The organism is Vibrio sp. Vb1127 (assembly GCF_033338735.1).
Taxonomy (GTDB): Bacteria; Pseudomonadota; Gammaproteobacteria; order Enterobacterales; family Vibrionaceae; genus Vibrio; species Vibrio alginolyticus.
Genome location: NZ_JAWOTF010000001.1, coordinates 335,603 through 350,797, shown reverse-complemented (window position 1 = coordinate 350,797; position 15,195 = coordinate 335,603). Strand labels below are relative to the sequence as shown.

The window sequence follows — 15,195 nt, the reverse complement described above, 5'->3', positions numbered from 1 at the left end:
CAAAAAGCGCGGCCTATTGCGGAGTTATATTAAGCCAGCAGTCATCCTGCTGGCTCGTTCATCTAGACGACACCTTGCTCAATCATTGCATCAGCGACTTTTCTAAAGCCTGCAATGTTGGCGCCTAAAACTAAATTTCCAGGTTGGCCAAACTCTTTACTGGTTTCGTTTGCATTGATGAAAATATTTTTCATGATGGTTTGCAACTGACTATCCACTTGTTCAAACGTCCAGTTTTGCATGCTGGCGTTTTGCGCCATTTCAAGTTGACTGGTTGCAACGCCGCCTGCATTGGCTGCTTTTGCAGGCCCATAAGCTATGTCCGAGTCCACGATAATATTGGCAGCATCACGGGTGGTTGGCATGTTCGCCCCTTCACTAATCAAAATACATCCGTTTTCGATAAGAGCCAGTGCGTCGTCTGACGTTAATTCATTTTGAGTCGCACAAGGGAAGGCAGCATCAGCCTGATATCGCCAAACAGCATGTCCTTCATTAGGATAGTCGCCCTCTGGTGTGTATTCTGCTTCAGGGTAAGTTTCTAAATATTCTTCTAAGCTTGCTCTTTTCACTTCTTTCAGTTGTTTTAGGAGCTTAAGATCAATACCGTGCTCATGATAGATCGTACCTCGAGAGTCGCTGCATGTAACTGGCGTTGCTCCCATATGGTACAGTTTTTCAATGGCGTAGATAGCCACGTTGCCAGCACCAGAAACGAGGCAAGTTTTCCCTTTCAATGAATCGTTGCGGTCGTTGAGCATGCACTCTGCAAAATAGACGGCGCCATATCCTGTCGCTTCTTTTCTGGCGAGTGAGCCACCCCAAAGCAGACTCTTGCCTGTAAGCACACCTTCGTAGCGGCCCGTCAATCGTTTGTATTGACCAAACATATAGCCAATTTCGCGCGCCCCGACACCGATATCGCCTGCGGGCACATCGGTGGTAGGACCGATGTGACGGTACAACTCGTTCATAAATGATTGGCAAAATCGCATGATCTCGCCGTCGGATTTTCCTTTAGGATCGAAGTTTGAACCGCCTTTGCCGCCACCGATAGGAAGGCCAGTCAGTGCGTTTTTAAAGATTTGCTCAAAGCCGAGAAATTTTATGATGCTCGCATTGACTGAGTGATGGAATCTCAATCCTCCTTTGTACGGCCCCAAAGCAGAGTTGAATTCAACTCGATAACCTTTGTTTACTTGTACATTTCCAGCATCATCAACCCAAGGAACTCGAAACATGATTTGACGTTCTGGCTCGACGATCCTCTGGATAATCGCTTGTTCCTTATATTTATTATTGCCTTCTATTACCGGCGCGAGAGAAGTTAATACTTCTTCTACCGCTTGGTAAAATTCTTTTTGCGCAGGGCTACTGTGTTGCAACGCAACAATAGTATCGTGTATGTATGACATAGATTTCTTCCTTGATGTGAATAGGCAATCAGTTTATATGAATGTATTTCCATTAAATAGTGATTTTGACCAAGATTCAATGGTTGTAGTGGTCTTTCCTGCGGATGAGAATGTGCAGCTTCTAACCCAGGCAGTGTTGGTTGAGATAGGTAGGGCGAGCTAAGTAAGCGGGTGGTTGAGTGATCAGTTTCACATATAACAAGCAGAAATCACTTTAGTCGATGTTGTTGTGCAGTTACGCAAATTGTTTATGTTAACGTCATGTTAAAGTTTTGGTGTGTGATAACTTGTGAAAAGACAACTATATGGATGAGCTTAAGGTTCTGAACTCGTTTATTCAGCAGAATGGTCTACCAGCGTTTGGCCACCTTGATGGAATTCCAACATCGTTACAGCTAGATAAATTTACTTACCTCGATGAGATGGATAAGCCAGTGTCTAAGTGGCGCCGTTACCGCGATTATAAGCAGTTTCAGTTCGTCAATTTGGTCACACCTGATTACGTCATTGGAGTAGCGATTGCTGATATACGGTATTTAGCATCCGGCTTTTGCTACCTGTTTGATATTAAAAAGAATAAGTTGATTGAGCAACAATGGTTGAAACCTTTTAATATAGGTTATCAAACTCAGCCTTCCAGTTGGTGCAGTCTTGCCCATCTTGCTAACAAAAGAGTTCAGTTTTCTATTAAGGATGGTATTTGGCACGTCCACTTTGTGACAGAGTCAGTCAATGCGGATCTCTATTTACGTCCAGAAAACATGAGTTTGCCATTAATGTTGTGTACGCCAACAGGTTATGCGGGTTGGACATATACTCAGAAGCACAATGCGTTAGCAGTAGACGGTAACTTGTTCATATTAGGAAAAGAGCAAGATCTTTCAGAGGTGGCTGCTGGTTACGATTTTTCCGCTGGGTACATGCGGCGAGAAACAAGTTGGCGCTGGGCGAGTATCAATTGCTTTGAGGATGACAGGCGTCTGGGGTTGAACTTGGCAGCTGGCGTTAATGAAACTGGCTATTGCGAAAATGTATTGTGGATTAATGGTCAGCGTCACTTTTTGCAACCTGTGCAGTTTCAGTTTTCACGAAGTGATGAAGGGCAAAAGTGGCATATTACGTCTGAAGATAAACGAGTTAACTTACAGTTCACGCCTTTGAATCGACGCTCAGAGAAGAAAAATTTTTGGCTTCTCAAAAGTAACTTTCGTCAGTATATCGGTTATTTCTCTGGCTATCTTATCGATGGAAATGGCATCAAACATCAGTTAGAAGAAGTTATGGGTCTTACTGAAGATCACTATGCAAAATGGTAGAAACACAATGGATTGGACGCAGTTGATGGACCGCCCAGAATTACTTCTGATGATTCTGGCTCCAGTTTTCTTTTTCTGCATGCTTGCCGAATATTGGTTCGGACAAAGAAGGGGACGCTTGCCTGAAAGCGCAACGTATTACTTCCCTGAAGTAGCGTGTAATTTTGTTCTTGCGGGCTTACACCAAGCGACAGACATACTCACGGGTTTACTGATTGCTCAGTTGTATTTGTGGTGGTTTGATTGGCGTTTGTTTGATATCGAAATGAGCGTCTCAGCTTTTCTTTTACTTGTTGTCCTGCAAGATTTTTTCTATTACTGGTTTCATCGGGCTAGCCATCGTATTCGTTGGATGTGGGCCGCGCACGTTGTTCATCACAGTTCGGAAAGAATGAACTTCAGTACCGCCTTTCGTCAAAGTTTAATGTATCCGCTAGCGGGGATGTGGATTTTTTGGTTGCCCTTGGTGATTATTGGTTTTGAGCCAAAATGGGTTGTCTTCGTTGTGTTGTTTAATCTGGGCTTACAGTTTTTTGTTCACACCCAATCAATTCGTTCGCTCGGGCCACTAGAGTGGGTATTTAACACGCCGTCTCACCATCGCGTTCATCATGGTGTGAACCGTCAGTACATCGACAAAAATTATGCGGGTGTATTAATTATTTGGGATCGAATGTTCGGAACGTTTGAACCAGAGGTGGAAACGGTTCGGTATGGGGTTTCTAAACCTGTAAACAGCTTTAATCCCATCCGCGTGACGTTTGCAGAATGGAAAGACATGTTTTATGACGTAACTAGACCAAACTTATCATGGAAACAACGCTGTCGCCGTTTGTTCGCTCCGCCATCGGATTTTTATGAGTAAATTGAGATAAAGAGATTGGAGCGGGCAGCGGGAATCGAACCCGCATCATCAGCTTGGAAGGCTGAGGTAATAGCCATTATACGATGCCCGCGCATCGATAGGACTCAGTTAATATGCCACACTGGACGAAAAAGAAAAGTCTTTTCTCATCAAATGTTTGTCAGTTGCCTAAAAAAGTAGCGGACTGATGTTAAAGTGTTCATTGTCTCTGGTTTTTTGTGGCACTCGCGATTTCGCTACTAAGCCTAGAGGGTCGTAAACACCGAATTCTTGGGTGTTTAGATGTTGATGATATTCAAGATTTTCTGTGTAAAGGTTAATCTCGTTTATTGAACAGTCACGTTTCATGGTCAAGACTAGATATTGAAATGATTACTTTTTACTGTTGATGCGTATGTATAACACAGGGTAATTCTGCTGAAACAGTCAGCTTAACCAAAGGAGATTTAACATGATGAGAGGTTTGATATTAGGGCTGGTGGTGATGCTGGTATCTGCTTGTACTACCGTTACAACCGATGTGGATAAACAAGCCGACTTTTCAGCTTACAGAACGTTTGACTTCGGTGCTCAGGCGGAAGCTCCTACCAGTATTGATGGTCGACGTATTGAGCAAGGGCTTGCTGAACAGCTTGAGGGTAAGGGTTTAATTAAGGTAAATAGTGGCGGTGACCTTTACGTACATCATGATATCGTAGAAGAATCCGAGCTTGTTTCTTCAGGATCGTCGGTGAGCTTTGGCTATGGCTGGAATAGCTTTGGTGTGATCACTTCAAGCCCGGAAAGATATAAAGAACGTAAGTATGGGAAGTTGGTGGTTGAACTGGTTGATGCAAAGGCTAATCAAGTCGTTTGGAAAGGCGTTTCAAGTCGTAAACTGTCTGAGTCAATGAGCTCTGAGAAAAGAGAATCTCTCATCCAAGAAGAAATCGCGAAGATGTTTGAAAGCTACCCTTACGGTGAAAAATAATTAGTATTCTTAACGATTAAGAATACTAATTGCCAATAGTTACGCACAGGGTTAAAAGAACTTATTATTTTGGTTTTGGTTACCTTTGTGCGTACGATTCTGATTGCTTTACTCGGACTACTTTTCTGCTTGTTGGCTCCGAGCATGAGCTTGGCGCACTCACACCCAAATTTTCTTTCCTTTCATAACCAGAATATCGCTGTTGACGCTAAGTCGAAGCACTTTTCAGAACATCCTATCTCTCCAATACAACAAGACTATCCGAGTTTAAACAGCCGGAATATATTGAGGGTTATCCATGCTAAGGAAATGAGCTCGAACGACGATGTAGAACCCGAATGGTTTGAAATGCTTGATGTAGCATGGTGGGCGCATCGTTCGGCAATTTACTCGATGAAGCGGCTAAAACGCATCGGTAATGAGGCTTTAGGTTGTTGTATTGAAAGTATTTTTACTCACTCTAAATACAGAATCGGCGTGAGAAAAGAGTCGAATTTCATATACCGCTTTATACATGCTCGCTAACACATTCCATGTTTTTGCAACTTTTGGTTAATTATGCTTAGGAGCGGTTTATGTTTGATTCGATCATTCAGGTCTTGAGTGCTTTTTGGCATCAAGATTTCACGGCGTTAATGGCGCCAGGCAGTGCAGGTTTGGTTTATTTTGTTGTTGCTGTGAGTATCTTTTTGGAAAGTGGTTTTATTCCTGCTGCACCTTTCCCATGCGACAGTGTCGTCGTATTATCCGGTACGCTGGCGGCGGTTGGCGTCCTTGACCCAATTATGATCATGTTGGTGATAGCTGTTAGTGCGGGGTTGGGAAGTTGGGCGGCTTATTTACAAGGCAAGTGGCTAAATCGCTTACCTAAGGTTCAAGGCTGGGTGAGTGCGGTTCCTCAAAAGCGTTTGGAACAAGTCGACGTATTACTCAGTAAACATGGATTGGTTGCGCTTTTGTGCGCGCGGTTTATTCCGGTTGTTCGTTCCCTATTGCCATTAATGATGGGGTTGCGAGTGAAACGTATTAGTAAATTCCATTACTTTGCGTGGCTGAGTGCGATTTTATGGACGCTGATATTATGCGGTTTTGGTTCATTACTTCCTTTGCTACCAGAAAATATGAGCAAAGCAATCACAATGCTATTAATGGCGGCACCAATAATTACTCTTGTGATTGGAGTGCTTAGTTTCTTGTTTGTTAAAGCACGTCGAGCGACCTGTAAACCCAAGGATGTGTCAGAGTTTTCCCAATAAGTTTACTTTGATTTGCACTTTTAAGCTTGTATGCAGATTAGACCTCTAATCGACAGGTTTTTGTCAGTAAAAAGAAAGGCGCATACATTGCGCCTTTCTTTTTGAGTGTCGTTAGGGTTTCGAATTTAATAGCCAATGCTATATAGGTATTCGCCAACTTCTTTGCACTGAGACTTGTAGATGTTCTCTACTTCAGACTCATTCTTATCTGCTGCTTTAAATTCAAGTTCGGCAGACGATAGCTGGTCAAAGCTGTAGTCTCTCTCAGACATTAAGTAGTGTCTGAACATCGCTCTGTGTTCCGGAACTGCAATACGTGCGTTAGAAACGTTGGCACACTCTAACAGAGTGTCGTTACTCATTTCTTCTGGCTTAGTTTCTGTGTTTGCAAAGGTTGAGCCCGCTGAAAATAGTAATGCTAGTGCGATGGTTGTAGCGATTCTTGTCATTATATGGACCTCAAATTGGTTCTAGTAACAATGAGCATATTGGCTCTTATCGTTACATTTTCGTGTTCTCTGTATGTCATAAAAAGTTAAACAACAGAGAAGGCGTTGCGACCATGAGTAAAGACGTACATTAAGTTCGCTTCCTTTCTTCCTGAGAGGCGATAAAGAGAGCGTTGACTCATGAGTCCGCCATAACTGTCTAGAGGTAAGCGAGATGCTTGTTTTGCCAACTCCAGTAGTGGTGGAGAAGAGAAAGCAATAAGTAAAAAATAATCAGGAGTAAAATCTGATGATAAAACGCCATCAGTAGCTGATGTTCGGCGACAGGAGACAAGCCCGAACAACTCGCGCTTTATATGTAGGTAGTAACTTTCTGAACCCCAAGAGCTCAGAGAAGCTGAGGCATGAAAATCAGTGTGTGCTAGCTCAAAATCGTCTTGTTGAGAGAGTTTAAGTAGGCGCTCGGAAGTGTAATGTTTGGTGTGGTGCCACTCATGCGCATATGAAGCTGTGATGAGCCCTGAGAGCAGGGACAAAGAAAGCATCAATAATATACGGTGTAGATAACGCAAGAAGTAACCCTAAACATATAAAGCCACAGTTACCCACCATGATTAAGGAATCTTAGTGGCACTATGATAACGATGAAAGCCAGTGTCTGATCAACTCAGCGTATACTAACGAGATGGAAGGGGGATGAACAGAGTTTTCTGATCGCACTTAGGTATATCAGCGAATAACACAATAGTTTTCGCTTTCGAGTAAGCGAAAATGGAAAGAGAGTCGTTGCACAGGACGATTAAGCTAACAGGATTATTACTAGGGAAGAAATAGAATCTTCTTTTTCTTCCCCATATGTGTCGCATCGATATTATGCGCTTGCGTAAATAACGCTGCCGCCTTTTATGGTGTCAATGATCTCGCGAGACAACTTCTCTGGCAAAGCAGGGCAACCCCAACTGCGTCCGAGGTATCCATTCTTCTTGATGAAGGAAGGGTTTGCGTAATCGGCGCCGTGCACGACAATGTAACGCTCGCGAGCTTTGTCGTTTAATCCAGAGCTTAGCCCATCTAATCGAAGTGAATAGCCATTTGAGCCGTAGTAAGTGGTATCAGTCAAAAAAGTGCCCAATGATGTTTTTCGCGAGTTCACGACATTTGAAAACTGTGTCGCTGTTTTCTTTCCGCTGTTCACGCCGTGAGAAACATACGTATTGTAGATTAGCTTCTTTTTATCTAAATCAACCACATAAAAACGCTTTTCAGTTGATGGTTTACTATAGTCGATGATCGTTAGTACCGACTTCTTTCTATCGGGTGTCTTCTGATAAGCGATGTAAGCGTCACTGAACAACTTAAAGTCTACTATGCCATCTAGCTTGGCTTGTTTAAACACATGTTCAGCTTGCTTTGGTCGTAAATGATCCCTGGGTTCGTTATCTGATTGTTTTGCAAAAGCAAAAGGTGAGACAGACAACAGCGCACATGTAAATAATAAAATTAACTTTTTCATCTTGGCTAAATAAAACTCTATGGTGTTACAAATTTACCGATTGCTTCATGCATTCGTTAAAACAACATGCACATCAATATAATTCTATTCCCAATGTTTCTTATTGCACGCTTAGGTGCTTAATATTGGGTTGACGATAAGTTTTCGAGTTAAAAACTAACTAATTGAAACTTATATAAAATATGAAGTTTAACGATGGTTTCTATAAACTTCGGCGTAAATAATATCTGATATATGTAATTAATAAAACTGTGTTTAAGGATATTTGTGAAGTTGCTAATTTATAAAAACGGCGTTTTATTTTTCGTACTTTAGAAACTCTTTTTATTTCAATGTGTTTTCTTTTTCTACGCTTTATCCAATACCTCAAAAGTTTGTGATTTAACTCGTAACAAATCGTAACGCCGAATCGTTATGTGTATAAGTGCATTTATAATGTATGAATAAACAACAGGGTGGTAAGAAAAGGCAGTAAAACAGCGGTGAATCGGTTGTTTTTAATTCACGATTGACAAAGCTAAGTCTAAGTCGTTCAAAAATTGAACTTGTGAATGTATCGTTTAAGTGAGAGTGATGAGCTCGACAAAAGTGAAGTGATGCGTGCTATTGTTTATTCTCTAATTTATTCGATTACATAAGGAAGGGTACATAGTAAAAATTGAAAAAATAATTCTATCGTGTGGATTAAATATATAAATAATAAAACTTCGAAATTAAAAGATAAGAACACCAGATATTAATTCATTAAATTTTTGAACATGAAAGTAAACTCTATCTATTATGTTTGGTTTGGTTTGGTTTGGTTTGGTGTGAAAGCGCTCGTCTCATTAAGAAAAGCGCTCAAAATTATTTAAGGACGGTTATGACAGCATTTAATAAAGTGTTTATTGTCACTCCCAATGTTAATGATTTTGCAATGTTGCAAGAGTCGCCATTGGAAATGTCTCTTCAAGTAACGGCAAGCAAACCTATCCAACTCTATGGAGAGTCTGTTAAAGCCAGTTGGAAAAGTATTGATATTGAATGGTTAGACGTTAAGGGTGAAAAGCCATTACCCAGGCCTGATATTGCAGCATGGGGATCTTTTACTCTTGCTGTATCCGCTTCTATTGCGGATAAGCTCGATGTGTTGAGCGAGAATGTCGAATTTTTACCATTAAATCTACAAGGAAAGCCTTGGCGAGCATTAAACATTGTCACTCAAATTGATGCCATTGATACCTCTGCTACCGAGTATAATCTTCGTCATGGTAAGCTAAGTCGTGCTAGACCGTTTAAGAAACTCGTTTTGAATAGAGAAGCCGTTAATGAATCTGACTTGTTCAGAGTAAAAGGTGCTGGGCTCAGAACGTTTTGCACGGACAAAAAAGGTGGCTTGTACGATAGCGTCAAAGCGCTGAATTTGACCGGTTTGGATTTCAAGGAAGTGCTGGTTTAAAAACGAATAAATAGTGATTTACTCAACTAAAGTCATAAATATAGGTATGGGGGAACAAAAGCTGAGCATCTATCAATGAAGCTCATATACAGCTAAATACAGCCGCCACAGTTGTGACTGCTGTACGTCTCCCCTTAACTTATGTTCTTGAAACCCTAATTGAGCTGACCATGGACGCATCAAATCGACTGTCGTCATTTGCCGATTGCCACCACAAGCTCAATTGTTCTTTAGTCATTGGTTTGCCAAATAAATAGCCTTGCATATAGTCGCAGCGGTATGCCGATAGCCATTCATGCATCATATTGTGTTCAATACCTTCTGCTGTAACCGTTTTATTTTGGGCATGGCATAGCTCAATAATAGGTTTGATCACATGGCCGTTGTTGGTGTTCATCAATGTAACGAGGAACTCTCGATCAAATTTGATTTTTTGAACCGGATACTGAACGAGCTGAGTTAACGATGTGTAACCAGAACCAAAGTCATCAATTGCAAGACGGTAGCCACGCTTTGATAGCTCATCAAGTAGGGCCGTGCCTTGTTGTTCTGCGGCAAAGGTTTCAGTTATCTCTATTTCAATACATTCTGGTTTAACACTGTGCAGTGTCGCTTGTTCATGGATGTAGTTTGCCATTTCTATCGAGTTTAGCTCTGCTGATGAAAGATTGACCGAAAGAACAATATCCTTACCGAAAATATTCCTTAATTGATGGTATTCCGCCGTTGCATTTGCGAAAACCCAGCGGTCAATTTTATCAAATAATCCGGCTTGCTCTGCAATTGGAATAAACTCCTTTGGGGGGATAGGGCCGATACCTTCGGCTTCCCAGCGCAACAAGACTTCTAACCCCTCAATTTCGTTGCTTCGATTGTTCATATAGGGTTGAAAAACAAGGTGGAATTCTTCCTCTACATTGCTTTTTCGGAGCGCACGTTCAAGCTGACTTCGTCTTTGAGACTCAATATTGAGAGCGGCTGAATAATAGGCGTATTGATTTTTCCCTGCCCGTTTTGCTTGATACATAGCCGCATCGGCACTGGAGAGTAACTTCGCGATGTCAGTACCGTCTTGAGGATATTGTGCAATACCTACGCTTGCCGTAACGGGAAATGAATTACTCCAAGATGAACTGAGATTACTAATCGGTTTTAGTAACTCTGATGCAAGCAAATCAGGCAAGCGTTTTACCTCTTGATTTGAGCTCAGCAAAATTGCAAATTCGTCACCAGATAACCTGGCGGCAAAGCAGGGGCTGTTGTAATCGTGCGAGAACTTTTGACAAGCATTCTTGATGTGTGATGAGAACACTTTTAATAAGTTATCTCCCAATTCATGCCCGTATTTATCATTCACGTATTTAAAGTTATCAAGATCGACGTAAACAACCCACAGAAACTGCGAAGGGGAGATAAGTTCACGAGTGGCAAGCTCATGAAAACGATGGCGATTGGCGAGTTGCGTCAGGTGATCCGTTTCAGCTAGGCGTTTTGTCTTTTTATAGATGACATTAAGTTCCTCATACATATCAAAAAAGCGTGCAGAGAGGCGTCCTATTTCATCGTTTGTTTCTAGCTTTTCAATATTGTCACGTTGATTAGATTCAAGTTCGTTCAGCTGCTTATCAAGGCGAGAAACAGGGCGCAACACATAGCGGTACAACACCAAAATGATTAATGTGATAGTGAAAAACGCCGCTACGCCAAAGGAGAAAGCAAGTTCTAGCCACACTTTATCGACTTTATTCCACATTAAATATTCGGCAGGAGAAAGCACGGCATAAAAGTGCGGCAGCAGCTCAATGGTTTGAGCGAGAGGAATATCAAGATAAATGGGTTTGTCGGCGAAAGTAATCACGCTGTGCGTGTCAAACTCGATGTCATGCTTAATCTCGTTAAAGGCTTCAAGTGATACGGAAACTACCACAAAAAACACATTTTTCGAGTCAAAGCTCAAAGGGTGAGTCCCCGTTCTTTTGTCGACGACCTCATATTGAAGAAGAATGCTTTGTCCACTGGAGTTATAAATAAAGCCAGTGTGACTGAAAGCCTCTCTCTCATTGAAACTTCGTGATATGTACTCTAATACCTTTGGGTCGACCACGCCCGATGATTCGTAATATTTGTTTTCTGTGTAGTAGAGAAGGTTTTGTTTGCCGTCGAGGATCGCCATGCTCGCATCGCCTTTGTAACCATGGCTTAATACTTCAGCGGTCTCGTCTAATCGATTAAACAAGACTCGCTCACGATAGGGGTTGTTATGATTAACCAAATAGTCTTGTAATACATCACTTTTACTGAGCGTATAGGCATAGCTATTAAGAAAAATATTCGCTTGTCGAAACTGCCCGGCCAGCTTTTCCATCTGCAACTGAATATAGCTGTCTTCCCGCTTGATGAGCGTCACTTTTTGAATGCTATAAATAATATAGCTAGATACTAACGCGCTTAATAAGATCACTGGCGCGACAAGCAAAATGACTCTATTGCTTAACTTCATTATGGTTCTTAGTTTCCGTTTGTGTCCCTACAAACGTCGCGTACCAGGTAAGGTACTGAACGGATGATGTGTTTTGGCAAATTGTAACCAGATTGTAAGGTGAGCGTTCTCCAAAATCAGGCAGCTATCTAAGAATTGTGATGACGTGAAAGGTTTCGAGCTTATTAACTAGAGGTTTTCTCAGTAGTTGGACGTCTCTTTTCCTTCCTCCCTGTATAAAACCTAACCGTAATGACAGGGAAATACCATCATCGAAACGTTTCGATGGTAAAGTGTGACTCAAGTGCACTTTTCCTATTCAATGACAATTGAATTACAGATCATTCTCACACCTTATCGATCTCACACTGGTCAAATTGCGATGACGAATTATTATTTCATCGAAACGTTTCGATGAGTTTTCTGTTAATAACGAAAACACTTTAAGACAGGCGCTCATGGTTGTATGAACGTGTAACCGAAAGGTCGATGAGATGAAAAAAAGTACTCTAATTAACTCAGATATTTCTTACTTGGTGGCGACGCTAGGCCACACCGACGAGATCACGATATGTGATGCTGGTCTACCAATCCCAGAGCATGTTCAGCGAATCGATTTGGCGCTAACGCATGGGGTACCAAGTTTTCTTGATACTGTTCGCGTAATTCTATCTGAGTCCCAAATCGAAGGGGTCATCATTGCGGAAGAGTTCTCTGATGCAAGCCCAGTTTTGCATGAAGCGTTGCTCAACGAACTGAGCAAAGAGAGTGAAGAGACGGGCAAATCTATTGAGGTGAGCTACGTGTCACATGAAGCGTTTAAAGCACGCACGGCCCAAAGTCGCGCTATCGTAAGAACCGGCGAATGCTCGCCATATGCGAACGTTATTTTCCAAGCGGGCGTGGTTTTTTAAGCCAGAGATATTGAGGACAGATTATGACTCAAGCCATTCTACAACTAAGCGAAATTGAGAAGGCGTTTCCGGGCGTAAAAGCACTCGACAAAGCAAGCCTGAATGTTTATCCAGGCCGTGTTATGGCGCTGATGGGTGAAAATGGAGCAGGCAAGTCAACGTTAATGAAGGTGTTGACAGGCATTTACCACATGGATGCGGGGAGCATTCAATATCAAGGTCAGCTGGCGGCCTTTAAAGGTCCACGCGATTCACAGGAAGCTGGTATTAGCATTATTCACCAAGAGCTGAACCTGATTCCTGAACTGACGATTGCCGAAAATATTTACTTGGGACGAGAGTTCACCGGCTCCTTAGGGCGTATCCGGTGGGGCAAAATGTATGACGAAGCTGACAAGCTTTTAAAACGTCTCAATGTAAAGCATTCATCAAAAACATTGCTTGGCGATTTAAGCCTTGGTGAACAACAAATGGTGGAAATTGCAAAGGCACTTTCGTTTGAGTCGAAAGTCATCATTATGGATGAGCCAACGGACGCACTGACCGATACCGAAACGGAATCACTGTTTAAAGTGATTAATGAGCTCCGCGAGCAAGGATGCGGCATCGTATACATTTCGCATCGTCTTAAAGAAATCTTTGAAATCTGTGATGATATTACGGTGCTTCGTGATGGTAAGTTTATCGGTGAGTGCAAGGTGTCCGACACTGATGAAGATGGCCTAATTGAAATGATGGTTGGCCGAAAATTAGAAGAGCAATATCCACGTATTGATGTCCAACATGGCGAAACTTGTCTTGAAGTCATTGGTTTGACTGGGTCTGGCGTTCAGGATGTGAGCTTTACTCTCAAGCGTGGTGAGATTCTTGGAATTTCTGGCTTGATGGGCGCAGGCCGCACTGAACTCATGAAAGTCATTTACGGCGCATTACCTAGTGAGCATGGTGTTATCAATCTTGATAACAAAACTATTAACCCGGTTAGCCCGCAAGATGGCTTGGCAAATGGTATCGCTTACATCTCTGAAGATCGCAAAGGCGATGGTTTGGTTTTAGGTCTTTCGGTTAAGGAGAACATGTCACTTTGTTCGCTAAACCAGCTGACCAAAGGCTTCCAGATTCAACACAGCGACGAAGTGATTGCTGTGGAAGATTTTATTAAGTTATTCAACATTAAAACCCCAACGCGAGATCAAATCATCGGCAACTTATCTGGTGGTAACCAGCAAAAAGTTGCGATAGCGAAAGGGTTAATGACGAAACCTAAAGTTCTGATTCTGGATGAGCCGACACGTGGTGTTGATGTCGGAGCAAAAAAAGAGATTTATCAGCTCATCAACAAGTTTAAGGCCGAAGGCATGAGCATCATCTTGGTTTCTTCCGAGATGCCTGAAGTGCTCGGCATGAGCGACCGTATTTTAGTGATGCATGAAGGTCGTATCACTGGCGAATTTGATGCGAAAGACGCCGATCAAGAAAAATTACTCGCCTGTGCCGTAGGCAAAGAGATCAATGAGGAAGCAGCATGAGTACGAATACCATGAGCAAACCAACCGAAACGAGCAACAAGAAGTTGTTCACAAAAGAGTGGCTGATTGAACAAAAATCACTGATAGCTCTGATCTTTCTGATCGTTGTTGTGTCATTTTTGAACCCGAACTTCTTTACGGTCGACAACATTCTCAACATTCTTCGTCAAACCTCCGTGAATGCCATTATCGCAGTGGGTATGACATTAGTTATTTTAACAGCAGGCATCGACTTAAGTGTTGGTTCGGTATTGGCGTTGTGTGGTGCCTTTGCGGCAAGCATGATTGCGCTTGAGGTTCCTGTGCTGGTGGCGGTTCCAACTGCTTTAGTCGCAGGTGCAGCGTTAGGTGCGATCAGCGGTATCATTATTGCGAAGGGTAAGGTGCAGGCATTTATCGCTACGCTGGTTACCATGACGTTACTACGAGGTGTGACCATGGTGTACACCGAAGGTCGACCAATCTCGACAGGCTTTACTGACACCGCGGATGCGTTTGCATGGTTTGGTACTGGCTACGCGCTAGGCATTCCGGTTCCTGTTTGGTTAATGGTGGTTGTGTTTGCAGCGGCTTGGTATTTACTTAACCACACACGCTTTGGTCGCTATGTTTACGCACTAGGCGGCAACGAGTCTGCGACGCGTCTATCAGGTATCAATGTAGACCGAGTGAAGATTGGTGTCTACGCCATCTGCGGTATGTTAGCAGCGCTTGCAGGCATTATTGTAACGTCTCGTCTTTCTTCGGCGCAGCCAACAGCAGGTATGGGCTACGAGCTAGACGCTATCGCAGCGGTTGTTCTTGGCGGTACCAGCTTGATGGGCGGTAAAGGCCGTATCATGGGTACCTTGATTGGTGCGCTGATCATCGGTTTCTTGAACAATGCACTTAACCTACTTGATGTTTCTTCCTACTACCAAATGATTGCAAAAGCAGTGGTTATCTTGCTGGCGGTATTGGTAGACAACAAAAACAAGTAATTCATAACAATCTGTATATATAAAACAGTGAATACAAACCGAGTCAGGGGATGTGTACTGGCTCACCCTAC

14 protein-coding genes and 1 tRNA gene are annotated in these 15,195 nt (G+C 42.5%); 9 read left to right on the top strand and 6 right to left on the bottom strand.

The window, feature by feature from the left end; translation table 11 throughout:
* Positions 1-62 precede the first annotated feature (62 nt).
* On the bottom strand, positions 63-1,415 hold the full coding sequence (gene gdhA, locus R7H07_RS01540) for an NADP-specific glutamate dehydrogenase (protein WP_005373174.1): 1,353 nt from the start codon (positions 1,413-1,415) through the stop codon (positions 63-65).
* A gap of 305 nt (positions 1,416-1,720) precedes the next feature.
* On the opposite strand from gdhA, the gene R7H07_RS01535 reads away from it, so the two are divergent.
* Positions 1,721-2,731, top strand: a complete 1,011-nt coding sequence (locus tag R7H07_RS01535) for a DUF2804 domain-containing protein (protein WP_053307607.1) — start codon at positions 1,721-1,723, stop codon at positions 2,729-2,731.
* A gap of 7 nt (positions 2,732-2,738) precedes the next feature.
* Positions 2,739-3,596 carry a sterol desaturase family protein gene (locus R7H07_RS01530; protein ID WP_005373167.1) on the top strand — a complete coding sequence of 286 codons (858 nt, stop codon included), beginning with the start codon at positions 2,739-2,741 and terminating at the stop codon, positions 3,594-3,596.
* Positions 3,597-3,612: 16 nt separating this feature from the next.
* Here the strand turns inward: R7H07_RS01530 and R7H07_RS01525 are convergent.
* Positions 3,613-3,687: transfer RNA gene (locus tag R7H07_RS01525), tRNA-Gly, on the bottom strand.
* Between the two features lie 360 nt (positions 3,688-4,047).
* Here R7H07_RS01525 and R7H07_RS01520 point away from each other — a divergent pair.
* The 3 genes from R7H07_RS01520 to R7H07_RS01510 all read left to right on the top strand — a co-directional run bounded on the left by R7H07_RS01520 (position 4,048) and on the right by R7H07_RS01510 (position 5,822).
* Positions 4,048-4,566, top strand: coding sequence for a DUF4136 domain-containing protein (locus tag R7H07_RS01520; RefSeq protein WP_005382627.1), 519 nt, complete (start codon positions 4,048-4,050; stop codon positions 4,564-4,566).
* Between the two features lie 87 nt (positions 4,567-4,653).
* Entirely contained in the window at positions 4,654-5,091 is a 438-nt protein-coding gene (locus R7H07_RS01515) for a hypothetical protein (protein ID WP_258484351.1), read from the top strand.
* 50 nt (positions 5,092-5,141) lie between these two features.
* Positions 5,142-5,822: a DedA family protein gene (locus R7H07_RS01510; RefSeq protein WP_054577812.1), complete on the top strand. Its 681-nt coding sequence runs from the start codon at positions 5,142-5,144 to the stop codon at positions 5,820-5,822.
* Between the two features lie 125 nt (positions 5,823-5,947).
* On the opposite strand, the gene R7H07_RS01505 is transcribed toward R7H07_RS01510, so the two are convergent.
* The 3 genes from R7H07_RS01505 to R7H07_RS01495 form a co-directional block, all read right to left on the bottom strand.
* Positions 5,948-6,271, bottom strand: coding sequence for a hypothetical protein (locus R7H07_RS01505; protein ID WP_042522561.1), 324 nt, complete (start codon positions 6,269-6,271; stop codon positions 5,948-5,950).
* 86 nt (positions 6,272-6,357) lie between these two features.
* Positions 6,358-6,816, bottom strand: coding sequence for a hypothetical protein (locus tag R7H07_RS01500; protein ID WP_017633653.1), 459 nt, complete (start codon positions 6,814-6,816; stop codon positions 6,358-6,360).
* Between the two features lie 326 nt (positions 6,817-7,142).
* Positions 7,143-7,784, bottom strand: coding sequence for a murein L,D-transpeptidase catalytic domain family protein (locus R7H07_RS01495; protein WP_033906463.1), 642 nt, complete (start codon positions 7,782-7,784; stop codon positions 7,143-7,145).
* Between the two features lie 862 nt (positions 7,785-8,646).
* On the opposite strand from R7H07_RS01495, the gene R7H07_RS01490 reads away from it, so the two are divergent.
* Positions 8,647-9,222, top strand: a complete 576-nt coding sequence (locus R7H07_RS01490; protein ID WP_053349404.1) for an imm11 family protein — start codon at positions 8,647-8,649, stop codon at positions 9,220-9,222.
* 139 nt (positions 9,223-9,361) lie between these two features.
* Here the strand turns inward: R7H07_RS01490 and R7H07_RS01485 are convergent, their stop codons facing one another.
* Positions 9,362-11,722: an EAL domain-containing protein gene (locus R7H07_RS01485; protein ID WP_054574642.1), complete on the bottom strand. Its 2,361-nt coding sequence runs from the start codon at positions 11,720-11,722 to the stop codon at positions 9,362-9,364.
* A gap of 473 nt (positions 11,723-12,195) precedes the next feature.
* Here R7H07_RS01485 and rbsD point away from each other — a divergent pair, with 473 nt between their 5' ends.
* The 3 genes from rbsD to rbsC are packed head-to-tail and all read left to right on the top strand — an operon-like array spanning position 12,196 to position 15,124.
* Complete coding sequence (rbsD, locus tag R7H07_RS01480; RefSeq protein WP_005382620.1) at positions 12,196-12,615, top strand: D-ribose pyranase; 420 nt, start codon at positions 12,196-12,198, stop codon at positions 12,613-12,615.
* A gap of 23 nt (positions 12,616-12,638) precedes the next feature.
* A complete protein-coding gene (gene rbsA / locus R7H07_RS01475; protein WP_054574641.1) occupies positions 12,639-14,144 on the top strand; it encodes a ribose ABC transporter ATP-binding protein RbsA in 1,506 nt (501 codons plus the stop codon).
* On the top strand, positions 14,141-15,124 hold the full coding sequence (rbsC, locus tag R7H07_RS01470) for a ribose ABC transporter permease (RefSeq protein WP_005373145.1): 984 nt from the start codon (positions 14,141-14,143) through the stop codon (positions 15,122-15,124). The genes rbsA and rbsC overlap by 4 nt, the downstream gene beginning before the upstream one ends.
* Positions 15,125-15,195 lie beyond the last annotated feature (71 nt).